Raw genomic sequence first — 24416 nt, 5'->3', positions numbered from 1 at the left:
GCCCCGCATGCCGAGGCGGATATGGGACGCTGTTCCGCATGAACGACCAGCCCACCCGAGCCGCGGCCCTGGCCGACCAGTATGTGCTGACGCTCTCGTGCCCTGACAAGAAGGGCATCGTGCACGCTGTGTCGAGCTATCTGTTCATGACCGGGTGCAACATCGAGGACAGTCAGCAGTTCGGCGACCACGACACGGGTCTGTTCTTCATGCGGGTCCACTTCTCGGCGGAGGCGCCGGTCACCGTGGACAAGCTGCGGGCGAGCTTCGCGGCGGTCGGCGACTCCTTCCAGATGGACTGGCAGATCAACCGCGCGGACGAGAAGATGCGCATCGTCCTGATGGTCAGCAAGTTCGGCCACTGCCTCAACGACCTGCTGTTCCGCGCCCGGACCGGTGCGCTGCCGGTGGAGATCGCGGCGGTCGTCTCCAACCACCGGGATTTCGCCGAGCTGGTGGAGTCGTACCACATCCCCTTCCACCACCTCCCGGTGACGAAGGACACCAGGCCGCAGGCCGAGGAACAGCTGCTGGAGATCGTCCGCGAGCAGCAGGTCGAGCTGGTCGTCCTCGCCCGCTACATGCAGGTCCTCTCGGACGAACTGTGCAAGCAGCTCAGCGGCCGGATCATCAACATCCACCACTCCTTCCTGCCGAGCTTCAAGGGCGCGAAGCCGTACCACCAGGCGCACGCCCGCGGCGTGAAGCTGATCGGCGCCACGGCGCACTATGTGACGGCCGACCTCGACGAGGGCCCGATCATCGAGCAGGAGGTGGAGCGGGTGCGGCACGACGTCACTCCGGACCAACTGGTCGCGATCGGACGGGACGTGGAGTGCCAGGCGCTGGCGCGGGCCGTGCAGTGGCATGCGGAGCGCCGGATTCTGCTCAACGGGCGGCGCACGGTGGTGTTCGCGTAGCGGGATCGGTCCGGGCAGCGCCCACGCGGCCACGTCGCGCAGCCGCACCGCCGTAAATGGGTCCGTGCGTTGCCCGCTGCCCACGCCCCGGCCCGCCCACCGCCGCCTGCGAACCCCGGCCGGCCCCACGCAACGACCCCGACCCCGCCCCCACCCGCGGGCTGGCTACATCCGGCTCAGTCCCGCCGTGGCGAAGAGGACGTCCCTGATCGCCTCCCGGTCCCCGAGCTGTCCCGCCGCGGCCTCCTGCGGCGGGACGTGGCCCGCGGCCAGACGGCAGAACTCCACGCCGTCCAGGGCGAGCCGGGCCACCTCCAGTTCGGCGGAGCCCACCGCGCCCGGGGAGTCGAGAGGGATCAGCCACTCGCCGCCGCCGTCGCCCTCGATCTCCAGCCGGAGGGTGCGGCCCGGCTCGCCGGCCGCGACCAGGTGCGGGCTGTCGCCCTTCGCGGACAGTCCCGCCTGGCGGCGGGCGGCCAGCGCCTGCGGCAGCATCCGGGCGGCCAGGTCGATCATGCGGTTCAGATGACGCGGCGCGGGCGGTGCGTACGGATAGTCCACCGCTTCCGCGATGTCCTCCGCGTGCACCCAGCACTCGAACGCCCGGTCCAGCATCGCGTCGTGCAGCGGCAGGGTGAAGTCGCCGTACGAGACGGGCAGCCGGCCGGCGCTGCCGCCCGTGAAGGACACCGTCCGCACCAGGTTGTGGCTCTGCTCACGCCACGGTGCGCGCACCGACCGGCTCAGCGGGAAGCGCGAGGTCCGCCAGTACGCCTCGGTGCGCGGGCCCGTGCCGGTCACGCCGTCCTCGGCGAGCGGGTCCGCGAGGCCGAGCGCCACCGCGACCAGCCCGTCCACCGACAGCAGATGCGCGATCGCCCCGGCGACGGTGGTACGACGGCTCGTCGCCGCGTCGCCCTCGAACCAGCGCAGCCGCACCGGCGCGTGCCACTCCGCGTCCCCGAAGTCCTGGAGCAGCGCGTCCAGCCGGGCGGCCTCCGCGTCGTACGGCGTCGCCCACTCGGGCAGCGGGACGCGCGGCGGGCGCCGGTCGAGGCAGTGCGTGAGGACGCGGGTGCGCAGCCCCGGGTCCAGGTCGAGGTTCTCGGGCTGGTGCAGCAGGCCGACCGCCTCGCGCAGCCGCCGTGCCTCGTCCGCGCACGCACCGCACTCGCCGAGGTGCACCTCCACCGCGGCCGTCTCGGCGGCCGAACAGGCGGCCAGCGCCCAGGCCCCGAGCAGCGACCTCAGCACGCCGTGCGGCAGCGCCGGCGGGACGGGCATCACGTCGTCAAGGCCGGGCAGGCCGGGCAGCCACCGTCCGGTGTCCTCGACGGAGGCGCGGGGCAGCGGGATGCGCGGCGGGCTGTCCGGTGGTTCTTCTCCGGGTCCCGTGCCGTACGGCGGGTCGTCGTGACCGCCCGGCCCCGGCGGCCGGCCGCCGGCCCCGTCACCGGGGCCCGTGCGGCGGCTCGCCTCGTACCTGTCCTGTGCATCGAACCGCTCCGCTCCGCTCACGCCGAGCCCCCGTATCCCGAGGGCGTCCCGGCGTCGTGCGCGGTGGACAGCAGTTGCAGGCCCAGGCGGAGCCGGCGGCGGGCCTCGTCCTCGGTGACGCCGAGGTCGGCGGCGGTCTGCCGGTAGTCGCGGCGCTGGAAGTAGGCCAGGTCCAGGGCGGTGCGCAGCGGGGCGGGCATCGAGTGGACGATGTAGTCGGCGCGGGCGGCGACCGAGGCGTGCCGCACCCTGCCTTCGAGCTCCTCGGCCTCCTCGGCCGCGTAGGCCGTCCCGGCTCCGTCGGCGAGCGCGGCGGTCCCGGCGGCGCGCAGCCGCTGCACGGCGAGGCGGCGGGTCAGCTCGGCCATCCAGGAGCGCAGCGGGCCCTGCCTGGGGTCGTAGGTGTCGGGGTGTTCCCAGACGTGGACGAAGACCTCGCGGGTGACGCCGTCGGCCGCCGCGTCGTCGTCGAGCACGCGGTGGGCGAGGGCGTGTACGAGGGAGGCGAACCGGTCGTACAGCTCGCCGAGGGCCGCGGCTTCGCCGCGCGCGAGCCGCTGCTGCATCTTGCGGTCCCAGCGGGGCGGTGTGCCCTTCTTGGCCATGCGGCCCCCTCCCCCTGCCCGGAGTGCGTCCACCGTCTCCTCGAATGTAGTCGGCGGGTCCGACCGGGCATGCTCCTTTGCGTATTGCTCGCCCCGGGCGGACCACAGGTGGTAATGGACCGTCGCATACCCGGTTCACAATCGATCGAACAGGATCGAAGGCGACTAAAACAAGCCTGTTCTGTCCGTTTTCTGTTTCTGGCGCCGTGTTTCAGGGAACGGCCGCTGGGCAGCCGCGCTGCAAGGAAGCGGCGTAAAACCCTCCGTTTCTCGACGGTTCCGGGACGATCCGGCGAGCGAAAGGCGTGGTGGTGGCGTTCAAAGTGACCGAGGACGAGCACGGTGGCTGGGCCGTGCTCCGGGTGTCGGGCGAACTGGACCTGGTGACCTCGCCGGTGCTTCGCCAACGCGTGCACGACGCGGTGGCCGAAGGCCAGCGGCAACTCGTGGTGGACCTCTCCGACGTCTTCTTCTGCGACTCCAGCGGTGTCGGCGTACTGATAGGCAGCCGTCGCCTGATGCGTTCCTGTCGCGGCCGGCTCCGGCTGATCCTGCCCGCCCGGGGAGCCGAGGACGGCTCGCACGTCAACCGGGTCCTCGGGGCGCTCGGCGTGCGCCGGCTCTTCGACATCCACCCCGACGTCGCCTCGGCGACCGAGGACGAGGCCGGTCCCCTCTCGGCTTGACCCTGTTGTTGCGGAATTCCCCCGGTCTTGGCACAAAAGACGCTTTCCTGCCCCATGGCCGGCCGAGGCGTCGTACGCTCCGGGCGAGAGGTACCCGACGTGATGTGAGGCGGCCCGAACAGACATGGTCAGCACGGAGTACGAGCGCAGGATCGCCGCCCGGTTCGCCACCTTCGACCAGGACGGCAACGGCTGGATCGACCGGGCGGACTTCAACGCCGCGGCCAAGGCACTGCTCGCCGAGTTCGCCACGCCGGCCCGCTCCGACAAGGGCCAGGCGCTGTACGCGGGTGCGGAGGCGTTCTGGCAGGGCATGGCCGGGATAGCGGACCGGGACGGCGACCAGCGCATCACCCGCCAGGAGTTCGTGTCCGGCGCGGTCAAGCGCCTGCGCGACAACCCGGACCGGTTCGCCGAGATCGCCCGCCCCTTCCTGCACGCCGCCCTCGCCCTCACGGCCCCCGTCGGCGACGGATCGGCCGCGGTCGCCGACATCGTGCGCGTCCTGCTGGCCCTCGGCGTCCGGGAGGACATCGCCGGACAGGTGGCCGCGGCGCTCGACACCGACGGCGACGGCAGGCTGGGGGAGGCGGAGATCGTTCCGGCGGTCGCGCGGTACTTCACGGTGCCGGAGTAGGGCGAAAGGGCTGGGCCGGTTTCTCGCCTTGCCGCACCTCACCCAGCTTCGCGTCTCCTCACCTCGGCCTGGCCAAGAGCCCTGGCGTCATCCGGCGCTGGGCGTCCGGGCCGCGCCCGGATCTCACGAAGCCGGTCGGCATCCTCCGCCGATGACCGGTCGCATCATGCGGCAGGATCGCTCGCATGAGGATTCTGGTCCTGGGCGGAAGCTGGTTCTTGGGCAAGCACATCGCGCACGGTGCGCTGGGGCGGGGGTGGGCGGTCACCACCTTCAACCGCGGTCGTTCCGGCCGTGACGCCGAGGGTGTGGAGCGGATCCGTGGAGACCGTACGAACCCAGCGGATCTGGAACGCCTTGCCGGGCACGGCCCGTGGGACACCGTGATCGACACGTCGAGTTCCGAACTCCCGCCCCGGGATGTCCTGGCAGCCGTCACCGCACTGCGCCGGGCCGCCCGGCGTTGGGTGCACATCTCCACCGTGTCCGTCTACCAGGGGTGGCCGCACCGGTCGCTCACCGACAGCTCGCCGCTGCTCGACTGCCCGCCGGACGCTGATGAGACGTACGGATACACCGGTGAGGACGGCTCACCCACCAAGTACGGCTTCCAGAAGGCCGGTGGGGAGCGCGCCGTCACCGAAGTGTTCGGTGACGCCGGTGTGGTGCTGCGCCCGGGTGTGATCCTGGGCCCGGGCGAGTACGTCGGCCGGCTGCCCTGGTGGCTGGAGCGGGCACAGCGGGGCGGTCGTATCCTCGCCCCGGCGCCCGCCGAGCAGCGCATCCAACCCGTCGATGTCCGCGACGTCGCGGACTTCGCCCTCGATCAGGCCGCCGGCCCGGCGGGCGGCGGCTTCAACGTCACCCACCCCGAGGGCATCACCTTCCGCGCCTTCTTGGAAGCCTGCCTGAGGGAGACGGGCAGCGCCGGAGTGCCGGTCTGGGCCGACCCTGACACGCTGGTGGAGCAGGGCGTCAAACAGTGGACCGAACTGCCCCTGTGGCGCACACACACCGGGGTGTGGGCCGTCGATTCCACCCGTGCGACGGAAACGGGGCTGCGGTGCCGGCCGATCGTCGAAACCGTCCGCGACACGTGGATGTGGCGGGCGGCCGATGGGCGCCCAGTGGCCCACCCTCGGTGGGCGGAGCACGGGATCGACCCGGAGAAGGAGGCGAAGATCCTCGCCTCGCTGTGAGTCAGCCCTCGGTCGTGAGGATGCCCACGTGGGGGCCGATTCGGTACGGCGGGGACACGCGGTTGTAGTCCTCGATCTGTTCCCGCAACGTCGTGGCGACTTGCGCGCCGTGGTACTCCGGCAGGGTCAGGTGCCGGCCGATGCGAGCGGTCCGCATGACGATTCCTGTCTTCCGCTGGGCCGTGGGGACGACCCAGACGGGCGCCATCGCTTCCGCGGCTCCGTCAACGTCCTCTGCCAGCAGGCGGGCATACGCAAGGTCGGCTGCTGCGCCGGCCCGCACGTGAGTCGACTGCTCCTGTCGCGGCCGTTGTCCGACGAGTTCCAGGGCACGCCGGGCGTCGGCTTCCGCTTGCCCCGCGTCGCCGATGAGCAGTGCTGTTGTACTGGTCGACATCGCCAGGCGCTCCAGGGAGAACGCGAACTCTCCGGCCACCGTGTCATGCAGGTCGTCGCGACGGCCCTGCACCACTTCCGTCGATAGCTGGATCGCCTGCTGGGCGGAAACCACATCTCCGAGGTGGGCGTGTGCGCGGGCCTTGACGGCGTGCAGGCGTCGATGGGCCACGTCGCCGAGCCCCCCGTAGGACAAGCCGCGGGCAGCTTTGGTGACTGCTTCAGTAGCGTTCCCGGTGTGGTAGGCGATGTATGCCAAGGTTCCGTCGGCGTATGCCTGGAGCGGGGTGAACCGGGTGGCCTCGCCGAACACCGCGGCTGTGCGTGCGAAGCTGCGGGCGCTTGGGAAGTACCCGAGATCGAACGCGGCGACGGACAGTAGGGCAACCGTCTGCCCGTTCAAGATCATCAACTCTTGCTGTTGGACAGGGGCTTGCGTCCGGTCCCGCTGCCGCTCGATCAGCAGGCGAAGCTTGTCCCCCGTTTCATAAGCCTGCACCGGTGGCACCAGGTGGTAATCCCCTGCCAACGCCATTACTTGGTCGCGTAGTTCATCAATCGTGTTGTCGGAGATGGACGCCGAAGCAGTGGAGTCGGCGCCCTCAAGGGCATCTTCTGCTGTCATTCGAACTCGCTTTTCCAGGTCATTCGCGGGTGCCTGGGGATCGCCTTGCGGTGGTGGGCTGAACAACTGATCGGCCGTGTACGCAGGCCAGATCGTTTCAAGGATCCGGCAGGTTGCGGGTCCGGGCAGCGTCACCAGCTTCCCGCCTGTCCACCTTCGGAACTGTGTCTCACCGCATGTGGGGTTGTGGGGACTATCCCCGTAGAGCTGCACGCCGACTACGGCGAACCTCTGCGCGAACAGGCGGTAGGTCAGCTTGTCCTGCTCGCACAGTAACGCGAGCAGGGTCTTCGGCTCTGTTTTCCTCACTCCGCCCCCAGCCTGCGGCGCCGCGCCCGGCGTTCGAATCGATCCCTTCTCCGACAGGGGACACCGCCAGCACCGGAGGCGGCAATCCAGTCCGTACGGAAGCTACTTCAAAGCTGTCCCGAGGCCACTTTGGCCGCCCGGAAGTGTCGGAGAGGTCACGTCGCAGGTCATGGCGGGACCACGGGCAGCGGGTGAACCCTTGTCGCCTGTCGCAGAGCGTGCGCGAATGACTACAGAATCAGGACAAGGGAGAAGCATGTTCGTCCACTCCGACCGGATGCCCGCCGGCACCGCGGTCCCGCAGGGAGTCAGCACCCCGATCCCCTGGGGTCTGAGCCGCATGGCCTTCTATCCCACGATGGCGCCTGGGTACGCCACCGTCACACTGGATCCGGAAACCCAGACCGCCGTGTTCCGCGATCGCGCCGGCCGGATCATGGAGATGCCCGGTCACGGCACCAGCACCGGCACGACCCCGTCGACCGGAACCAGCCCCGACGGGCAGAGCCAGGGCAACACGGACAGCGACCAGGGCAGCGACAGCGACCAGTGAATGGTTCACGTCCGGTTTTGGTCGTGACCAGCCTGCACGACCCCACCGCCGACGTGGTGATCCGCGAGTTGCACGACCGGGACATCCCGGTCGTGCGGCTCGACTCGGGGGACTTCCCCGCGTCACTGTCGGTGGAGGCACAGATCACCAGTCACGGCATCCAGGGCCATATTTCCACCCCGTCCCGAACGGCTGTCCTTGCCACCGTACGGTCCCTCTACTACCGGCGCCCCTCCGGCTTCGCCTTCCCGCACCTCGACGAGCAGGACGCGCGGTTTGCCGTCACCCAGGCCCGGTACGGACTCGGCGGGCTACTGGCCTCACTGCCCGGGTGTCTCTATGTCAACCACCCGCACCGCATCGGAGACGCCGAGTTCAAACCGTCCGGCCTGGCCGTGGCTGTCGAGGCCGGCTTCGACGTGCCCCCCACCCTCATCACCTCAAGCCCGCACGCCGCCAGAGCGTTCATCAAGCGGCACACCCCGGTCATCTACAAGCCGCTATGGAACCCTGTGTACCTGATCGACGGTGTCTCATCCGTTGTCGAGGTCGCCGAGGTGGCATCCGAGGACATCGACGAACGGGTAGCCGGGACGACGCACCTGTTCCAGCAACTCGTGCCCAAGGCGGCCGATGTGCGGGTGACGGTCATTGGTTCCCGCGTCTTCTGTGTCCGGATCGACTCCGGCCTTCTGGACTGGCGTACCGATTACAGCCGGTTGGCCTACACGCCCGTCGACCTGCCTCCGGGCATCGAGCAGGCCCTTCACCACTACCTGGACCGCTTCGGACTCGTCTTCGGCGCATTCGACTTCTGCGTCGGCGACGACGGGCGATGGTGGTTCCTGGAGTGCAACCCGTCCGGTCAGTGGTACTGGCTGGAATCCGAGACGGGACTGCCCATGTGCGCAGCCCTGGCAGACCTACTGGAGCGGAAGACGTGACCGACCAAGCGCAGCTGCACAAGCAACTCCTCGAAACCCTGACCGCCAACGGCAGCCTGCGCGCGGAGCCGTGGAAGCGTGCCGCCGAGGCGGTCCCGCGGCACGAATTCCTCCGAGGCGGGTTCTTCCACCGAGTGGAGGGTGCAGGGCCCACTGCCTGGACGCCCGTCCTCGAAGGCGACGCCGACTGGCTCGAAGCCTGCTATCAGGACGAGTCGCTGATCACCCAGATCGCAGGCACGATCGTGCCTGCGGACATCCGTGGTCGGATCATGCGGTCACCGACCAGTTCCAGCACGCTGCCGTCCCTCGTGCTGCGCATGCTGGAAGACCTCCGCGTCGAGCCTGAGTCGCAAGTCCTGGAGATCGGGACAGGCACCGGATACTCGACTGCCCTGCTCTGCGCAGGACTCGGCGAGGACAACGTCACCTCGATCGAGTACGACGCGGACGTGGCGGCACGAGCACGGACCGCTCTGGCCCGACAGGGCATGTTCCCCACCGTTGTCACAGGCGATGGTCTCCTCGGCCACCCCGATGGCGAGCCGTACGACAGGATTGTGGCAACCTGCGGGGTCCGAACCGTACCCGTCCCGTGGATCGAGCAGACGAAGCCCGGCGGTCTGGTCCTGGTGACCGTCGGCGGCTGGCTCGGATCATCGGAGCTCGCACGGCTCACGGTGCACGACGACGGCACGGCGTCCGGCCCGTTGCTGGGCGGACAGACCAACTTCATGCTCGCGCGACCGCACGCCGCACCACCCCTCGGTCTCCTTCCTGACCTGAACGGAGGCGAGGAGCGTGAGGCCGTCATCGGCATCGACGCGCTCCACGACTGGACCGCCCGGTTCGTTGTACAACTTGCCGCGCCGACCGCACAGCGGCTGACGATGGACCGTGACGGACACACTGAGGACGTACTGATCGACGTCGACTCAGGCTCCTGGGCTGCCGTGTACGAGGACGGAGGGCGGTGGCTGGTGCGCCAGGAAGGCCCCATGGCCCTCTGGGACGCGATCGAGGAACATCTCGGCCACTGGCGGGCCGCCGGCACACCTGCCCTGGCGGAGTTCAAGGTCACGGTCACGCCGGACGGCCAGACCATCCGCTGGTAAGCCCCGACGGAGCCCGGCGCCGAGCCCCGCCCCCAGGGCCCTCGGTGCGTTGCTCGTCCAGGCGTCGGCATGCGCCGGTGAACCTCACCCCCGCCCCCGCTCACCGCCCCCCGTCGGCGAAACGCTCCCGCAGCTGGTACTTGAGCACCTTCCGCAACGTGGCCCCCCGCGGCAGGGCGTCCACCACCTCCAGCTGTTCCGGCAGCTTGTGCACCGACAGGCCCGCCGCGCGCAGGTACGCCGTCACCGCCTCCAGGGTCAACTCTCCGTCCCCGGGCGGCGGTACGGCAGGTTCGACCACCGCGCACACCCGCTCCCCGCGCTCCGCGTCCGGCAGTCCGATCACCGCCGCGTCCGCGACGCCCGGGTACCCGTGCAGCAGGTCCTCGATCTCCTTCGCCGAGATGTTCTCGCCCTTGCGGATGATCACGTCCTTGCGCCGGCCGGTGAGCACCAGATGCCCGCCGCCGGTCACGTGCCCGAGGTCGCCGGTGCGCAGGAAACCGTCCTCGTCGAAGACCTCCGCCGTCTGCGCCGGATCCAGGTAGCCGCGGCAGACGGCCTCCCCGCGCAGCCGCACCTCGCCGTCGACGATCCGCACCTCCATCCCCTCGGGCGGTCGCCCCTCCGTCGTCGCCAGGTTCTCGGCGGTGTCCTCCGGGTCGCCCATGGTGATCATCGGCACCTCGGTCATCCCGTAGCCGTGGGCGAGTTGCACGCCCATCTCGCGGACCACGGCGTGGTACACCTCGGGCGGCTTCGGCGCCCCGCCGCCGGCCAGCAGCCGCAGCGTCGGGATGATCTTCTCGCCCGGCTGTTTGCGCTGCTCGGCGAGGAACATCGAGTAGAAGGCCGTCGAGCCGCCCGCCACCGTCACCCCGTGCCTGCGGTAGTCCGGCAGTGCCGCAGGCAGCGCGAACTGCTCGAACAGCACCGCCGGGATGCCGTACAGGAGCAGCATCACCGTGTAGTCCGGGCCGCCGATGTGCGCGTACGGGAAGGCCATCGAGCCCACGTCGCCGGAGGTGAGGCGCAGCGCGTGGGCGAGGCAGGCGCCGCCCGCGATCAGCGAGCGGTCCGTGTGCAGGACGCCCTTCGGGGTGGAGGTGGTGCCCGAAGTCCAGTAGATCCAGCGCACCGAGGTGCCCTCGGCGGGCGGCGGCGGCAGCCGCGCGGGATCGCCCTCGGGCAGTGCGTCGTACGCCTCGAAGACCCCCTTCGCGCCCAGCCGCCGCGCCATCTCCGCGTGGTCGAAGCCGCGCCAGGCGCCCGGTACGGCGAAGAACTCCGCCTTGGCCTCGCGGAGCGCGAAGCCGACCTCCCGGTCCCGGTAGAAGGGGATGACCGGTGACTGCACCGCGCCCAGCCGGGCCAGTGCGAAGGACAGCAGGACGGTCTCGACGCGGGTGGGCAGCTGCCAGGCGACCACCGTGCCGGGCCGTACGCCCATTCCGTACAGGCCCGCCGCCACCCGTTCGGCGCCCGTGCGCAGCTCGCCGAAGGTCAGCGTCCGGTCGTCCTGGCGGAACACCGGGCGGTCGGGGGTGAGCGCGGCCCGGTTCTCGACCAGCTCCCAGAGCGTGCGCGACGTGCCCAGTCGGTGTGCGGTGGTGTCCGTTTCGGTGTGCATCCCGGCCCCCTTTGAGCTGACGATGCGTCAGATAGTGCGGAGAGCGTAGGGCCGTGCGCCTTGTCGGTCCAGGGGTGCGGGACTAGCCTGCTGACCGGAGAAGATCTGACGGACCATCAGATAAGTCCCGAGCCATGGGCCACGAGCCATGACTCATGAGCCACGAGCCACGGGTCACGAGCCATGACTCATGGGCCACGAGCCATGACTCATGAGGCATCGGACGAGTCATTGGATGGGCCGTCGGTCGACCCATCGGATGAGCCATCGGACGAGATGGCCGTCATCACCACGTCAGGCGGAGGGGACCATGCCCGAACTGCCCCGCATCATCAGCGTCGACGACCACGTGATCGAGCCCGCCCACCTCTTCGAGACCTGGCTGCCGGCGAAGTACCGGGACCGCGGTCCCAAAGCGCTGACCGCAGGGATCGGCGAGCTGGCCTACATCGGCGGCAAGTACCGGATCACCATGGACCCGGACGGCCCGGCCACCGACTGGTGGATCTACGAGGACCTGAAGTTCCCCTACAAGCGCAACATCGCCGCCGTCGGCTTCGACCGCGACGAGATGACCCTGGAGGGCATCACCCGGGAGCAGATGCGGCCCGGCTGCTGGGACCCCGCCGAACGGCTGCGGGACATGGACCTCAACCACGTCGAGGCCAGCCTCTGCTTCCCGACCTTCCCCCGCTTTTGCGGACAGACCTTCGCCGAGGCCCACGACAAGGAGGTCGCGCTTGCCTGCGTGCGTGCCTACAACGACTGGATGGTCGAGGAGTGGTGCGGCGGCAGCGGCGGCCGGCTCATCCCGCTCTGCCTGATCCCGCTGTGGGACGTGGACCTCGCCGTCGCGGAGATCCGGCGCAACGCCGAGCGCGGGGTGCGGGCGGTGACCTTCTCCGAGATCCCCACCCACCTCGGACTGCCCTCCATCCACTCCGGTTACTGGGACCCGTTCTTCGCGGCCTGCCAGGAGACCGGCACGGTCGTCAACATGCACATCGGCTCGTCCTCGCAGATGCCCGCCGCCTCCCCGGACGCGCCCCCCGCCGTCCAGGCCTCGCTCAGCTTCAACAACGCGATGGCCTCGATGATGGACTTCCTGTTCAGCGGTGTCCTGGTCAAGTTCCCGCGGCTCAAACTCGCCTACTCCGAGGGTCAGATGGGCTGGGTCCCGTACGCCCTCGAACGCGCCGACGACGTCTGGGAGGAGCACCGCGCCTGGGGCGGGGTCCGCGACCTGATCCCGGAGCCGCCGTCCACGTACTACTACCGGCAGATGTTCTGCTGCTTCTTCCGCGACAAGCACGGCGTCGCGTCCATCGACTCCGTGGGCCGCGACAACGCCACCTTCGAGACCGACTACCCGCACGTCGACTCGACCTTCCCGCACACCAAGGAGGTCGCCCTCGACCACGTCAAGGGCCTCGACGACGAGACCGTCTACAAGCTGATGCGGGGCAACGCGATCCGCATGCTCGGCCTCGACCTCGACCGGGACCGCTAGTGGACCTGTCGTACACGCCCGCGGAGGAGGACTTCCGGGCGCGGCTGCGGGAGTGGCTGGCCAAGGCGCTGCCCACGCTGCCGGCCAAGCCGTCCCCGGCGGACTGGCCCGCCCGCCGCGCCTACGACCTCGGCTGGCAGCGGATGCTCCACGACGCCGGCTACGCGGACGTGCACTGGGACGCGTCGCCGACGCTGCGGATGATCTTCCTGGAGGAGACGGAGCGGGCGGGCGCACCCTATGTGGGCGCGAACTTCGTCGGGCTGCTGCACGCGGGCCCGACGATCGCCGCCGAGGGGACCGCGGCGCAGCGGGAGCGCTGGCTGCCGCCGATCCTGCGCGGCGACGAGGTGTGGTGCCAGGGCTTCAGCGAACCGGACGCCGGATCCGACCTGGCCGCGCTGCGCACCCGCGCACGGCGGGACGGCGACGACTACGTGGTGAGCGGAGCCAAGATCTGGACCTCGCACGCCGAGGTCGCCGACTGGTGCGAACTGCTGGTCCGCACCGACCCCGACGCACCCCGGCACCGGGGCATCACCTGGCTGGCGATGCCCATGGACGCCCCGGGCATCACCGTACGGCCGCTGCGCACGCTCGCCGGGTCGGCGGAGTTCGCCCAGGTCTTCCTGGACGAGGTGCGGGTGCCGGTGGCCAACCGGGTCGGTGCGGAGAACGACGGCTGGCGGGTGACCATGGTGACGCTGTCCTTCGAACGCGGCACCGCCTTCGTCGGCGAGGTCGTCGCCTGCCGCCGGGTGCTGGGCGAACTCGCCCGCGCGGCCAAGGCGGGCGGGCGCTGGGACGACGCGGGGGCGCGCCGCAGGCTCGGCGCGCTGAACGCGGAGTTCCGGGCGCTGTGGCGGCTGACCCAGTGGAACGTGAGCGAGGCGGAGCAGGGCGGCGGGGTGCCCGGGACCGGCGGTTCGGTTTTCAAGCTGCGCTACTCGCACGCCCGCCAGGAGCTGTACGACACGGCGGCCGACGTGCTCGGCCCGGACTGCCTCGACCTCGACCGGCCGTGGGTGCTCGACCGGCTGTCCTCCCTGTCGTACACCATCGCCGCGGGTACCTCGCAGATTCAGCGGAACATCGTGGCCGAGCGGATCCTCGGCCTGCCGAAGGGGCGGTGAACGGCCCAGTGCGTTTCCAACTCACTGAGGAGCAGCGGGCGTTGCGGGACGGGGTACGGCAGCTGCTGGCCCGGCGCTGGGACGTGCGACGGGCGCCCGCCGCCCTCGACCCGCCCCTGGCACCTCCCCCCGGCCCGTCCGAATCCCCGTCCGAATCCCCGTCCGTCGCCCTGCCCGAGCTGGACCGGGCGCTGTGGCGGGAGCTGGGCGCCGCGGGCTTCTTCGCGCTGCGGCTGCCGGAGGCGGACGGCGGGGCGGGCGCCGGGCTCGCGGAGGCGGTCCTCGCCTTCGAGGAGGCCGGCCGGGCGCTGCTGCCCGGCCCGTTGGTGGCCACGCACCTCGCGGCCGGCACCGTGCCGGGCGCGGCCACCGGGGAGACCGTGGTGACGGCCGTGGACGGCCCGCTGGTGGAGTGGCTGGCAGCGGCCGACGTGGTACGCGGGGACGCGTCCGGCGCGGTACCGGTCCGGTCGGTGGACCCGCTGACGCCGCTGCACCGGGTCCCGGGTCCGCCCTCCCCGGCCCCACCGACCCTGCTGGCCCAGGCGCTGCCGCCCCCGCCGGATCCCACGGCCGTGCTGCTCACCGCGGCCGAACAGCTCGGTACGGCGACCCGTGTGTGTGAACTCGCCGTGCAACACGCCCGGACACGGGAGCAGTTCGGTCAGCCCATCGGGGCCTTCCAGGCGGTCAAACACCTGTGCGCGGACATGCTGGTACGGGCCGAGACGGCACGTGCCGCGGTGTACGCGGCGGCCGTCACCGGGGATCCGGTGGACGTCGCGGCGGCCCGGCTGCTCGCCGACGAGGCGGCCGTGCGCGGCGCCCGCGACTGCCTCCAGGTACACGGCGGCATGGGCTTCACCTGGGAGTCCGAGGTACATCTGCACCTGAAACGGGCGTGGCTGCGGGCCCGGCGTCGCGGCGGTGGCGCGGAGAGCGAGGAACTGCTCGCCGCCGATCTGACCGCCTGAGCGGTCCGGAACCCCGCCGGAGCGTGGGAGTGCCGTGACGCGTGCTGCGGATGTTGCAGAGCGTGGCAATGTCGTGTCACGGAGCGTTGATATCGGGTTGTTCCCTATGCGTGACTCGTCACGGCCTGGAGTCAGTCGTCCGCTCCGGTACCTTGTGTGAGATGCGAATGGTTCCGAGTACGAGCCATGCCGGTGATGCCCAGGGGGCGGCTCCGTATGCGGCGGTATATGCCGCTGATTCCGGGGCGACCAGGGCTTTTTCCCCTGCCGGTGCGACCCCTCGCGGCGAGCGTCGCACAGTATGCCGCACGCGTACTCCTTCGCGCTGGAATATGCCCGAAGCGCTTGTTGGGGTGACTGTACGTCAACCATGCTGTCTCTCAAGGGAATCACATTCCGTGACCCTTGCTGTGGTCGTTGTCCTGGCCATGCAGAAAATGGCTACGATCGTGGCCTTCGTCGTGATGCTCGTCACGGCCCTCGCCGTGGCGGTCACGCGGCGTCGGGTCATGTGTCCGCCGGTTCGGATGGTGTGAGCGGTGCAGGTGCAGGTGCTTCAAGTGCAACTGGAGATCCGGCCCGACCCCGCGGAGGTGGGGCGGGCCCGACGGTGGGCCCGTTCGCGGCTCGCGGGGTCCGGGATAGCGGTGGACGAGCCGCTGGCCGAGACGTTGATCCTGCTCGTCTCCGAGCTGGTGACCAACGCCGTCGTGCACACCGGCTGCCCCGCCGTCGTCAGGCTCTCGCTGCCCGGTACGGCGGCGGAATCGGCGACGGTGCGTCTGGAGGTGGCCGACACCAGCGCGCGTGCCCCGGTGCCGCGCTGTGCGGAGGGCGACGCGACCGGCGGCCGGGGCCTCGCGCTCGTCGACGGCCTCGCCGACCGCTGGGGCTGGAGCCCCGAGGGCGCGGGCAAGCGCATCTGGTGCGAACTCGACCGGTGCGACCGGCCCCGGGGGAGCGCGGCGGTGGCGTACGGGGGCGGCATGTCCGCCTACGACGGCTTGGCCTTCGAGGCGGTGTAGTCCGGGCGTACGGCGATGCGCCGGGCCGTCCGTCCGCGTGCACCCGGCAGGAAGAGGGCATAGGTAATAAATTCCTGAACGGGTGTTGACGCCTCGTCACGGCCTGATCACGCTTGTGGTCTGCGATTCGCCGCGAGGGGACGGCGAGGGCTCGGTGACGGAAGCCCTCGTCGAGTGTGGGTCGGGCCGGAGCCCCGGGAAAAGCCTCACAGGACGGCCACCGGGGCGACCGGCGTACCCGTGGCCCCGGTGAACGGTTCGGGCATCGCCGACAGCAGGAACGCGTACCGGCCTGTTTGTCCACAGGCTGTGGACAACTCTTCGAGATTCCAGTTCTGGCCCTGCAGCATCCCCATCTCCACCAGGTCGAGGGCGTGCACGGGCAGCCACAGGCCGTCGATCTCGGGCGGGAAGATCTCGAACGTGAGCGTGTCGTTCGCCACGGCCGCGACATCGCGCGCGTGGAACCACTCCGGGGTGCGCACCGACAGTCCCGGCGACGGGTAGGCGTAGGCGTGCTTGTCGCCCGCCAGGTACGCCTGCACCTGTCCCGTCCGCACCAGGACGACGTCGCCGGCCCGTACCCGGGTGCCGGCCAGTTCCTCGGCCGAGTCCAGATCCTCGGGGGTGACCGCGTGATCGCCGGCCAGCCGGTCCACGCCCCGCGCGCGTGCCACGTCCAGCAGCACTCCGCGGGAGACGAGGTGCGGGATCTTGTCGATCCCGCCGAACTCCGCGCCGCCGTGCGCGGTCACCGTGCCGGCGGGCCGCCCGTTGTAGAGCTTCCCGGAGTGCGAGACGTGGGTCAGCGCGTCCCAGTGCGTGCCGGCCTGGAGGCCCATCGTCACGGCGTCGTCGCTGCACGCGACCGTCCCGGGGCCGAAGATCTCCTGGTTGATCTGCACCATCGCATGCAGCGGGTTGACCCGTCCGGGGATCATCCCGGTCTGCACGCCGTCGGCCCGCAGCGGCAGCGCGAGCGGGACGCGGCGCCCGGAGCGCACGGTGGCCGCGGCCTGCCGGACCACCTCGTCGGTGATCAGGTTCAGCGTGCCGATCTCGTCGTGCTGCCCCCAGCGGCCCCAGTTGTTCACCCGCTTCGCGATGGCATGGAACTCGTCGGGCAGGGACATCGTGGCCTCCCGGGGGTTGTCTCGGACTGTCTGTGGCGCCATAAAATCTAACGGTCCGTCAGAAACCGCGGGAAGGGGCCGGGCGTGGGGAACTTCTTGGCAGGCAAGGCCGTCGCCGTGACGGGCGCCGGGCGGGGCATCGGCCGCGCGGTCGCGCTCGCGGCGGCAGCACAGGGAGCACGGGTCGTCGTCAACGACTACGGCGTGGCGACCGACGGCACCGAGCCGACCAGCGCGGTCGCCGATGCCGTGGTCAAGGAGATCGAGGCGGCGGGCGGCACGGCGGTGGCGGTGGCCGACGACATCTCCACGATGGCCGGCGGCGCACGGGTCGTCGAGACGGCCCTGGTGGAGTTCGGGCGGCTCGACGGGGTGGTCTGCGTCGCCGGGATCCTGCGCGAACGGATGCTGTTCAACATGTCCGAGGAGGAATGGGACCCGGTCCTCGCCACCCACCTCAAGGGCACCTTCACCGTGTTCCGCGCCGCCTCCGCGGTCATGCGCAAACAGCGGTCGGGCACCCTGATCGGCTTCACCAGCGGCAACCACCAGGGCTCGGTCTCCCAGGCCAACTACAGCGCCGCGAAGGGCGGGATCATCTCGCTGGTGCGCAGCGCGGCGCTCGGCCTGCACAAGTACGGGGTGACCGCCAACGCGGTGGCACCGGTGGCCCGGACCCGGATGTCGGCGGGCGTCCCGACGGAACTGACGGAGATCGGCGACCCCGAGGACGTCGCCGCGCTCGTCGTCTACCTGCTGTCCGAGCGGGCCCGCGAGCACCCCATCACCGGCCAGGTGTACACGATCGCCGGACCCAAGATCGCCGTCTGGGCCCAGCCACGCGAACTGCGCGCCGGTTACGCCGAGGGCACCTGGACCCCGGAACGGATCGCGGACTTCCTCCCCGGCACGGTGGGCGTCGACCCCATGCCGATGCTGGAACGACTCACCGCCATGGAACAGGCGGCCCGCTCAGGAACCCGCCCGAACGCATGACCCCCACCGGCCGACGCCCGCGGGACCGATTGACATGCGGCTCCGCCACGCGGGGCAGCGCCCCCGTTTTGGGGGCGCGGGGAACTGCGCGAGCAACCACGACGATGCCGCAGCCGCCAACCGACAACACCTTCACGGCGAGCCGCAGCCCAGCCCCAAAGACCCGCACTGCCCAAGTCACGCCCACCTCACCCACCAAACCCCTGCAAACCTCCGGAGGAACGCGTGGAGTTCGGGTTCACGGCCGAAGACGAAGCATTCCGCGCCGAGGCCCGCGACTGGCTCGCGGCGCATGTCCACACCGCCCAGGACCGCCGTTCCTGGGAACGCACGCTCGGCAAGGCCGGCTGGATAGGACTGGGCTGGCCGGAGCCGGGTTACGGCAACCGCACCGCCGGTCTCACCCAGCAGGTCGCCTGGGCCGAGGAGTACGCCCGCTCGGACGCACCCCCGCGCTCCGGGCACATCGGCGAGAACCTGTTCGCCCCCACCCTCATCGCGCACGGCAGTGCCGAGCAGAAGGCCCGCTTCCTGCCGCCCGTCGCGGCCGGCGAGGAGTTGTGGTGCCAGGGCTACAGCGAACCCGGCGCGGGCTCCGACCTGGCCGGCCTGCGCACCACCGCCGTACGCGGGCCCGACGGCTACCGCATCACCGGCCAGAAGATCTGGACCTCCCTGGCCCACGAGGCGGACTGGTGCTTCGTACTGGCCCGTACCGACCCGGACTCCCGCCGGCACCACGGGATCAGCTTCCTGCTGGTCCCGATGGACCAGCCGGGCCGGATCGAGGTCCGCCCGATCCGGCAGCTGACCGGCACGAGCGAGTTCAACGAGGTCTTCTTCGACGGAGCGGTTGCGCGGGCGGAGCACGTCGTCGGCGGCGAGGGCGCGGGCTGGCGGGTCGCCATGAGCCTGCTCGGCTTCGAGCGCGGGGTGTCGACGCTCGCCCAGCAGATCGGCTTCGCGAAGGAACTGGAGCAGGTCGTGCGCACCGCGGTGGAGAACGGTGCGGCGGCCGACCCGGTCGTCCGCGACCTGATCGTCCGGCAGTGGGCGGAACTGCGCGCCATGCGCTGGAACGCCCTGCGCACCCTGGGCGGTTCGGGCGATCCGGGTGCGCCCAGCGTGGCCAAGCTGCTGTGGGCGGGCTGGCACCAGCGGCTGGGCGAGCTGGCGGTGCGGGTGCGGGGCGCGGCGGCCTCCGCCGGGCCGGCGGACTGGTCCCCGCAGGAACCGTACGCACTGGACCCCGCACAGCACCTGTTCCTGTTCTCCCGGGCCGACACCATCTACGGCGGCTCGGACCAGATCCAGCGCACCATCATCGCCGAGCGCGTGCTCGGCCTGCCGAGGGAGCCGAAGGGAGCCGTGTGATGCGCGGTGTGGTGTTCGACGGTGAGCGGGTCCAGGTCGTGGACGACCTGGAGATCCGGGATCCGGGACCCGGTGAGGTACTGGTCGCGGTCTCGGCGGCCGGGCTGTGCCACAGCGATCTGTCCGTGGTGGACGGGACCATACCCTTCCCCGTTCCGGTGGTGCTGGGCCATGAGGGCGCGGGGGTGGTGGAGGCGGTCGGCGCCGGGGTCTCCCATGTGGCGCCCGGCGACCATGTGGCGCTGTCCACGCTCGCGAACTGCGGGACCTGCGCGGACTGCGACCGGGGCCGGCCGACCATGTGCCGCCGGGCCATCGGCCGCCCGGGCCGGCCGTTCACCCGGGGCGGGAAGCCGCTGTTCCAGTTCGCGTCCAACTCGGCCTTCGCGGAACGCACCATCGTCAAGGCGGTGCAGGCGGTCCGGATCCCGGCGGACGTCCCGCTGCCGAGCGCCGCGCTGATCGGCTGCGGGGTGCTGACCGGCGTGGGCGCCGTACTCAACCGGGCCCGGGTGGAGCGCGGCGACAGCGTGCTGGTCATCGGGACCGGCGGGATCGGCCTGAACGTCATCCAGGGTGCCCGGATCGCGGGCGCGCTGCGGATCGTGGCGGTGGACGCCAACCCGGCGAAGGAGGCGGTGGCCCGGCAATTCGGCGCGACCGACTTCCTGACCTCGGCGGACGGTGTACGGGAGGTGCTGCCGAACGGCGTGGACCACGCCTTCGAGTGCGTCGGCCGGACCGAGCTGATCCGGCAGGCGGTCGACCTCCTCGACCGGCACGGCCAGGCGATCCTGCTCGGGGTGCCGCCGGCCACGGCCGAGGCGTCCTTCCTGGTCTCGTCCATGTACCTGGACAAGTCCATCCTCGGCTGCCGCTACGGCTCCGCCCGCCCCCAGCGCGACATCGCCCTGTACGCCGAGCTGTACCGCCAGGGGCTGCTGCGGCTCGACGAGCTGGTGACCGGGACCTATCCGGTCGAGGACTTCGACAAGGCCCGGGCGGACGCGGAGGCGGGACGGCTGGCCCGGGCGGTGCTGACCTTCTGACCACCGGGGCGGAAGGTGCGCCGGTAGGCGGTGGGGGTGAGGCCGAGTACCGTCTGCAGGTGCTGGCGCATCGACTGGGCCGTACCGAAACCCGCCTCCCGTGCCACCTGGTCGACGGAGAGGCCGGTGGACTCCAGCAGGTGCCGGGCGCGTTCGACACGCTGCTGGGTGAGCCACTGGCCGGGGCTGACACCGACCTCCTCGCGGAAGCGGCGGGTGAAGGTGCGTACGGACATGGCCTCCTGCCCGGCCAGGTCGCGCAGCCGGATCGGCTCGTGCAGGCGGCTCAGCGCCCAGGCGCGGGCGGCGGTGGTGGTGGCCAGTTGCGGCTCCGGCAGCGGGCGGTGGATGTACTGCGCCTGCCCGCCGTCGCGGTGCGGCGGTACGACCGTGCGGCGGGCCACCTCGTTGGCGACGGCGGTGCCGTGGTCGCGGCGCACGATGTGCAGGCACAGGTCGATCCCGGCGGCGACCCCCGCCGACGTCAGCAGGTCGCCGTCGTCGATGAACAGCACGTTGGCATCCACCTCGACCTGCGGGAACAGCTGTTGGAAACGGTCGGCTTCGGCCCAGTGGGTGGTCGCCGGACGGCCGTCGAGGTAGCCGGCCGCGGCCAGGACGTAGGCGCCGGTGCAGATGGCGGCGAGCCGGGTGCCGGGCCGGATGCGGGCGAGCGCCGCGGCCAGCTCCTCGGTGAGAACACCCTGATCGTAGACGGGTCCGGGTTCGTACGAGGCCGGGACGACGACCGTGTCGGCGGTGGCCAGGGCCTCGGGCCCGTGGGCGACGTGGACGGCGAAGTCGGCGTCCGTCGTCACCGGCCCCGGCGGCCGGACCGAGCAGGTGACGACCTCGTACAGCGGCCGTCCCAGGGCGTCTTCGGGGCGGCCGAAGATCCGGTGCGGGATGCCCAGCTCGAAGGGGAGCAGCCCGTCCAGTGCGAGCACGACGACGCGGTGCGGGCGGAAGTCCGGGGCGACGGTCATGGCCCGATCCTAGTGAATGCTGTCCTTCGGGCCACTCGCCGACGGCGGGCCCGCGCCGGAAGCTCTATGACGTGACTCAGACAAGCGATGCCGCAGCGTCCGTCCGGCAGCCGGGTAGGGCCAGGACGAAGCGCCCGTGGCGGGGCCGGACGCCGGTGCACCGCGCCTGGTTCGTCGCCGCCGTCACCTTCGTCACGATCATCGGAGCGGCGGCCTTCCGTTCCCTGCCCGGTCTGCTCATCGATCCGTTGCACCAGGAATTCGGCTGGACGCGCGGCACCATCGGCGCGGCGGTCTCGATCAACCTCGCGCTGTACGGGCTCACCGCGCCGTTCGCCGCCGCGCTGATGGACCGCTTCGGCATCCGCAAGGTGGTCGCCGTCGCGCTGACCGTGATCGCGCTGGGCTCCGGTCTGACCGTGTTCATGACGACGGCCTGGCAACTGCTGCTGTGCTGGGGCCTGTTGGTCGGGCTCGGCTCCGGCTCCATGGCCCTCGCCTTCGCCGCCACCGTCACCAACCGCTGGTTCACCGAGCGCCGCGGCCTGGTCACCGGCATCCTCACCGCCGCCTCTGCCTCCGGCCAGCTGATCTTCCTGCCGGTGCTGTCCTGGACGGTCGAGACGTACGACTGGCGGCCGGCGGCCGTGACGGTCGCGCTCGCCGCGCTCGCGGTCGTCCCGTTCGTCTGGCTGCTGCTGCGCGACCACCCGGCCGACGTGGGCCTCAAGCCGTACGGAGCACGGGAGTTCGTGGCCAAGCCGGACCCGGTCACCGGCGCCGCCCGGCGTGCGGTCACCCTGCTGTTCTCCGCCGTGCGCACCGGCCCGTTCTGGCTGCTGGCCGGTACCTTCGCGATCTGCGGCGCCTCCACCAACGGCCTCGTCCAGACCCACTTCGTGCCCGCCGCCCACGACCACGGCATGCCCATCACGGCGGCTGCCTCCCTGCTGGCGGTCGTCGGCGTGTTCGACGTGGTCGGCACGGTCGCCTCCGGCTGGTTCACCGACCGCTTCGAACCGCGCCGCCTGCTCGCCGTGTACTACGCCCTGCGCGGGATCTCGCTTCTCTTCCTGCCGATGCTGCTGGGGCCGAGTGTCCATCCGCCGATGGTGTTCTTCATCGTCTTCTACGGCCTCGACTGGGTCGCCACCGTCCCGCCCACCCTCGCCCTGTGCCGCGAGCAGTACGGCGCGGACAGCGCCATCGTCTTCGGCTGGGTGCTCGCCTCCCATCAGATCGGCGCGGCCCTGGTCGCCTTCCTCGGCGGAGTCGCCCGCGACGTCTTCGGCAGCTACGACATGGTCTGGTACGCCTCCGGCACCCTGTGCGCGGCGGCGGCCCTGATGGCCCTGGTGATCCGCCGCCGGCCGGAGATCCCGCAGCCGGGGCCGGGGGGCGCACCGGCAGCACGGGCCGCGTGACCGGCACGGTCGGCCTGCCTGTCACAGCCTGCCTGACCGGCGTACGGCCCGCCGGGACCGGGATCAGCGCCGCCCGGAGTCACCGGCCGGAGTCACCGCCCGGCGTGTGTGCGTCGTGCGCCTCGGACGCCTGCCGCACCCGCGCAGCCGGTCCTGGCCGGTGCTAAAGGAACCGCCCCCGGTGGAACAGCAGGGGTGCGCACTCCGTCTCGGGTGCCCCCAGAGCGGTCACCCGGCCCACCACGATCAGGTGGTCGCCTCCGGTGTGCACCGCGTGGATCGTGCAGTCGATCCATGCGGCGACGCCGGTCAGCCGGGGGGAGCCGGAGACCGGCGCCGCGTCGTGGGGCACACCCGCGAACTTGTCCGCGCCGCTCACCGCGAAGGAGCGGCACAGTTCGCCCTGGCCGGCGGTGAGCACGTTGACGCAGAAGACGCCCGCGCGGGCGATGCGCGGCCAGGTCGTCGACGTACGGCCGACCATGAAGGCGACCAACGGGGGGTCGAGGGAGAGGGAGGAGAAGGACTGGCAGGCGAAGCCCGCCGGGGAGGTCTCGCCGTCGGCGGCCGGTGCCGTGATCACCGTCACGCCGCTCGCGAAGTTCCCCAGCACCCTGCGGAATTCCGTACGGTCCACCGGCGCCGGCTCGTCGTCGCGCACACACCGCAGGTCGGGGCGCGGCAGCGGCTCGACCGGGTCGGCGGTGCGCGGTACGGCCCTGAGGTAACGGACGGCGGCTGCCGCCATCCCTGCGTGTCCCATCACCCCATCATTGAAGCTGACTGAGCATCAGATAGGAAGGGGTGGTACCGGGTCAGCGTCCCCGAAACCGGGCGTCCCGGCGTGCCACGAACGCCGCCACGCCCTCCTGGGCGTCCGCCGTCGTCATGTTGATCTCCTGGGCGGTGGCCTCGGCGGCGAACGCGGTGCCGCGGTCGCCGTCGAGGGAGGCGTTGACGAGCTGTTTGGTGAGCGCCAGCGCCCGGGTCGGCCCGGCGGCCAGCCGCGTGGCCCACGCCCCGGCCGTCTCTGCCAGCTCCCCGTCCGGTACGACCCGGTTGACGAGCCCCAGCCGCTCCGCGTCCGCCGCCTGCAGCGCGTCGCCGAAGAACATCAGCTCCTTGGCCCGCTGCGGACCGATCAGGCGGGGCAGCAGGTAGGCGCCGCCGCCGTCGGGTACGAGACCGCGCCGTACGAACACCTCGATGAACCGGGCGGACTCGGCGGCCAGGACCAGGTCGCAGGCGAACGCGAGATGTGCGCCGAGCCCGGCGGCCGTACCGTTCACCGCGGCCAGCACCGGCTTCTCGCAGTCCAGCACGGCCGCGATCAGCCGCTGCGCCCCGAGCCGCAGCATGCGGGCCACGTCACCGGCGACCCGCTCGCCCCCCGCCGCGCCACCGCCCCGCAGATCCGCCCCCGCGCAGAAGCCGCGCCCCGTCCCCGTGAGCACGACGGCCCGGGTCCGAGGGTCGGCGGACGCCTGCGCCAGCAACTCGATGACCCGGTCGCGCAGGTCGGGGGTGAGGGCGTTCAGCGCCTCGGGCCGGTCGAGCGTGATGTGCGAGACGCCGTCACGCATCTCGTGCCGGAGGCCGTCTGCCATGACTTCCGCCCCCGCCGTCGATGCCGTCGATGCCGTCTCTGCCGTACGCGCCTTCCCTGCCGTGTCCGCCGTGCCTGCCGTGCCTGCCG

General features: G+C 71.3%; 24 protein-coding genes. 16 read left to right on the top strand and 8 right to left on the bottom strand.

What is annotated here, in order from left to right; translation table 11 throughout:
• The first annotated feature begins 38 nt into the window (after positions 1-38).
• Entirely contained in the window at positions 39-920 is an 882-nt protein-coding gene (purU, locus tag ACFYPJ_RS17265; protein WP_389017131.1) for a formyltetrahydrofolate deformylase, read from the top strand.
• Between the two features lie 165 nt (positions 921-1085).
• Here purU and ACFYPJ_RS17260 read toward each other — a convergent pair whose 3' ends face one another.
• On the bottom strand, positions 1086-2438 hold the full coding sequence (locus tag ACFYPJ_RS17260; RefSeq protein ID WP_389017128.1) for a zf-HC2 domain-containing protein: 1353 nt from the start codon (positions 2436-2438) through the stop codon (positions 1086-1088).
• On the bottom strand, positions 2435-3022 hold the full coding sequence (locus ACFYPJ_RS17255) for a sigma-70 family RNA polymerase sigma factor (RefSeq protein ID WP_389017125.1): 588 nt from the start codon (positions 3020-3022) through the stop codon (positions 2435-2437). Before ACFYPJ_RS17255 ends, ACFYPJ_RS17260 begins: the two co-directional genes overlap by 4 nt.
• A gap of 305 nt (positions 3023-3327) precedes the next feature.
• Between ACFYPJ_RS17255 and ACFYPJ_RS17250 the strand changes: the two genes are divergently transcribed.
• The 3 genes from ACFYPJ_RS17250 to ACFYPJ_RS17240 all read left to right on the top strand — a co-directional run bounded on the left by ACFYPJ_RS17250 (position 3328) and on the right by ACFYPJ_RS17240 (position 5544).
• Entirely contained in the window at positions 3328-3708 is a 381-nt protein-coding gene (locus tag ACFYPJ_RS17250) for an STAS domain-containing protein (protein WP_389017122.1), read from the top strand.
• A gap of 124 nt (positions 3709-3832) precedes the next feature.
• Entirely contained in the window at positions 3833-4345 is a 513-nt protein-coding gene (locus tag ACFYPJ_RS17245) for an EF-hand domain-containing protein (RefSeq protein WP_389017119.1), read from the top strand.
• A gap of 185 nt (positions 4346-4530) precedes the next feature.
• On the top strand, positions 4531-5544 hold the full coding sequence (locus ACFYPJ_RS17240; RefSeq protein WP_389017116.1) for an NAD-dependent epimerase/dehydratase family protein: 1014 nt from the start codon (positions 4531-4533) through the stop codon (positions 5542-5544).
• A 1-nt stretch (position 5545) separates the two neighbouring features.
• On the opposite strand, the gene ACFYPJ_RS17235 is transcribed toward ACFYPJ_RS17240, so the two are convergent.
• Complete coding sequence (locus ACFYPJ_RS17235) at positions 5546-6874, bottom strand: DNA-binding protein (protein WP_389017113.1); 1329 nt, start codon at positions 6872-6874, stop codon at positions 5546-5548.
• Between the two features lie 256 nt (positions 6875-7130).
• Here ACFYPJ_RS17235 and tgmA point away from each other — a divergent pair, with 256 nt between their 5' ends.
• From tgmA to tgmC, 3 genes are read left to right on the top strand one after another with little or no spacing between them, the layout of a single operon-like run.
• Complete coding sequence (gene tgmA, locus ACFYPJ_RS17230; protein WP_389017110.1) at positions 7131-7427, top strand: putative ATP-grasp-modified RiPP; 297 nt, start codon at positions 7131-7133, stop codon at positions 7425-7427.
• Positions 7424-8371 carry an ATP-grasp ribosomal peptide maturase gene (tgmB, locus tag ACFYPJ_RS17225; protein ID WP_389017107.1) on the top strand — a complete coding sequence of 316 codons (948 nt, stop codon included), beginning with the start codon at positions 7424-7426 and terminating at the stop codon, positions 8369-8371. Before tgmA ends, tgmB begins: the two co-directional genes overlap by 4 nt.
• The gene (gene tgmC / locus ACFYPJ_RS17220) at positions 8368-9486 is read left to right on the top strand and encodes an ATP-grasp peptide maturase system methyltransferase (protein WP_389017104.1); all 1119 of its coding nucleotides are present in this window, start codon (positions 8368-8370) and stop codon (positions 9484-9486) included. Before tgmB ends, tgmC begins: the two co-directional genes overlap by 4 nt.
• A 100-nt stretch (positions 9487-9586) precedes the next feature.
• Here the strand turns inward: tgmC and ACFYPJ_RS17215 are convergent, their stop codons facing one another.
• Positions 9587-11116, bottom strand: coding sequence for a class I adenylate-forming enzyme family protein (locus ACFYPJ_RS17215; protein WP_389017101.1), 1530 nt, complete (start codon positions 11114-11116; stop codon positions 9587-9589).
• Between the two features lie 310 nt (positions 11117-11426).
• Here ACFYPJ_RS17215 and ACFYPJ_RS17210 point away from each other — a divergent pair, with 310 nt between their 5' ends.
• The 5 genes from ACFYPJ_RS17210 (at position 11427) to ACFYPJ_RS17190 (ending at position 15758) form a co-directional block, all read left to right on the top strand.
• Positions 11427-12626, top strand: a complete 1200-nt coding sequence (locus tag ACFYPJ_RS17210) for an amidohydrolase family protein (RefSeq protein WP_389017098.1) — start codon at positions 11427-11429, stop codon at positions 12624-12626.
• Positions 12626-13759, top strand: a complete 1134-nt coding sequence (locus ACFYPJ_RS17205; RefSeq protein ID WP_389017095.1) for an acyl-CoA dehydrogenase family protein — start codon at positions 12626-12628, stop codon at positions 13757-13759. The genes ACFYPJ_RS17210 and ACFYPJ_RS17205 overlap by 1 nt, the downstream gene beginning before the upstream one ends.
• An 8-nt stretch (positions 13760-13767) precedes the next feature.
• Positions 13768-14733: an acyl-CoA dehydrogenase family protein gene (locus tag ACFYPJ_RS17200; protein WP_389017573.1), complete on the top strand. Its 966-nt coding sequence runs from the start codon at positions 13768-13770 to the stop codon at positions 14731-14733.
• Positions 14734-15131: 398 nt separating this feature from the next.
• Positions 15132-15269 (top strand): hypothetical protein, encoded by a 138-nt coding sequence (locus ACFYPJ_RS17195; protein ID WP_389017092.1) that lies wholly within the window; start codon positions 15132-15134, stop codon positions 15267-15269.
• Between the two features lie 24 nt (positions 15270-15293).
• Complete coding sequence (locus ACFYPJ_RS17190; protein ID WP_389017089.1) at positions 15294-15758, top strand: ATP-binding protein; 465 nt, start codon at positions 15294-15296, stop codon at positions 15756-15758.
• Positions 15759-15964: 206 nt separating this feature from the next.
• Here ACFYPJ_RS17190 and ACFYPJ_RS17185 read toward each other — a convergent pair whose 3' ends face one another.
• Complete coding sequence (locus tag ACFYPJ_RS17185) at positions 15965-16891, bottom strand: cyclase family protein (protein WP_389017086.1); 927 nt, start codon at positions 16889-16891, stop codon at positions 15965-15967.
• An 84-nt stretch (positions 16892-16975) separates the two neighbouring features.
• On the opposite strand from ACFYPJ_RS17185, the gene ACFYPJ_RS17180 reads away from it, so the two are divergent.
• From ACFYPJ_RS17180 to ACFYPJ_RS17170, 3 genes are all read left to right on the top strand, one after another.
• On the top strand, positions 16976-17887 hold the full coding sequence (locus tag ACFYPJ_RS17180) for an SDR family oxidoreductase (RefSeq protein ID WP_389017083.1): 912 nt from the start codon (positions 16976-16978) through the stop codon (positions 17885-17887).
• Positions 17888-18112: 225 nt separating this feature from the next.
• Entirely contained in the window at positions 18113-19261 is a 1149-nt protein-coding gene (locus ACFYPJ_RS17175; RefSeq protein ID WP_389017080.1) for an acyl-CoA dehydrogenase family protein, read from the top strand.
• Positions 19261-20310 (top strand): Zn-dependent alcohol dehydrogenase, encoded by a 1050-nt coding sequence (locus tag ACFYPJ_RS17170; RefSeq protein ID WP_389017077.1) that lies wholly within the window; start codon positions 19261-19263, stop codon positions 20308-20310. The genes ACFYPJ_RS17175 and ACFYPJ_RS17170 overlap by 1 nt, the downstream gene beginning before the upstream one ends.
• Here the strand turns inward: ACFYPJ_RS17170 and ACFYPJ_RS17165 are convergent.
• Positions 20232-21296, bottom strand: a complete 1065-nt coding sequence (locus ACFYPJ_RS17165) for a GlxA family transcriptional regulator (protein ID WP_389017074.1) — start codon at positions 21294-21296, stop codon at positions 20232-20234. The two genes, ACFYPJ_RS17170 and ACFYPJ_RS17165, sit on opposite strands and share 79 nt — an antisense overlap.
• Before the next feature lie 71 nt (positions 21297-21367).
• Between ACFYPJ_RS17165 and ACFYPJ_RS17160 the strand changes: the two genes are divergently transcribed.
• Positions 21368-22720 (top strand): MFS transporter, encoded by a 1353-nt coding sequence (locus ACFYPJ_RS17160; protein ID WP_389017071.1) that lies wholly within the window; start codon positions 21368-21370, stop codon positions 22718-22720.
• A gap of 163 nt (positions 22721-22883) precedes the next feature.
• On the opposite strand, the gene ACFYPJ_RS17155 is transcribed toward ACFYPJ_RS17160, so the two are convergent.
• Positions 22884-23483, bottom strand: a complete 600-nt coding sequence (locus tag ACFYPJ_RS17155) for a flavin reductase family protein (protein WP_389017068.1) — start codon at positions 23481-23483, stop codon at positions 22884-22886.
• Between the two features lie 52 nt (positions 23484-23535).
• Entirely contained in the window at positions 23536-24327 is a 792-nt protein-coding gene (locus ACFYPJ_RS17150; RefSeq protein WP_389017065.1) for an enoyl-CoA hydratase/isomerase family protein, read from the bottom strand.
• Between the last annotated feature and the right edge of the window lie 89 nt (positions 24328-24416).

Origin of the sequence: Streptomyces sp. NPDC006012, assembly GCF_042871185.1 — a bacterium.
GTDB lineage: Bacteria > Actinomycetota > Actinomycetes > Streptomycetales > Streptomycetaceae > Streptomyces.
Note: the sequence above shows the minus strand (reverse complement) of the source record. Positions and strands in the feature narration are given on the sequence as shown.

Bases quoted from the DNA above. Each gene is read 5' to 3' on its own strand.
- tgmA (WP_389017110.1), top strand. From the start codon at position 7,131: ATGTTCGTCCACTCCGACCGGATGCCCGCCGGCACCGCGGTCCCGCAG.
- ACFYPJ_RS17165 (WP_389017074.1), bottom strand. From the start codon at position 21,296: ATGACCGTCGCCCCGGACTTCCGCCCGCACCGCGTCGTCGTGCTCGCA.
- ACFYPJ_RS17210 (WP_389017098.1), top strand. From the start codon at position 11,427: ATGCCCGAACTGCCCCGCATCATCAGCGTCGACGACCACGTGATCGAG.
- ACFYPJ_RS17150 (WP_389017065.1), bottom strand. From the start codon at position 24,327: ATGGCAGACGGCCTCCGGCACGAGATGCGTGACGGCGTCTCGCACATC.
- ACFYPJ_RS17185 (WP_389017086.1), bottom strand. From the start codon at position 16,891: ATGTCCCTGCCCGACGAGTTCCATGCCATCGCGAAGCGGGTGAACAAC.
- ACFYPJ_RS17155 (WP_389017068.1), bottom strand. From the start codon at position 23,483: ATGGGACACGCAGGGATGGCGGCAGCCGCCGTCCGTTACCTCAGGGCC.
- ACFYPJ_RS17215 (WP_389017101.1), bottom strand. From the start codon at position 11,116: ATGCACACCGAAACGGACACCACCGCACACCGACTGGGCACGTCGCGC.
- ACFYPJ_RS17255 (WP_389017125.1), bottom strand. From the start codon at position 3,022: ATGGCCAAGAAGGGCACACCGCCCCGCTGGGACCGCAAGATGCAGCAG.
- purU (WP_389017131.1), top strand. From the start codon at position 39: ATGAACGACCAGCCCACCCGAGCCGCGGCCCTGGCCGACCAGTATGTG.
- ACFYPJ_RS17240 (WP_389017116.1), top strand. From the start codon at position 4,531: ATGAGGATTCTGGTCCTGGGCGGAAGCTGGTTCTTGGGCAAGCACATC.
- ACFYPJ_RS17245 (WP_389017119.1), top strand. From the start codon at position 3,833: ATGGTCAGCACGGAGTACGAGCGCAGGATCGCCGCCCGGTTCGCCACC.
- ACFYPJ_RS17170 (WP_389017077.1), top strand. From the start codon at position 19,261: ATGCGCGGTGTGGTGTTCGACGGTGAGCGGGTCCAGGTCGTGGACGAC.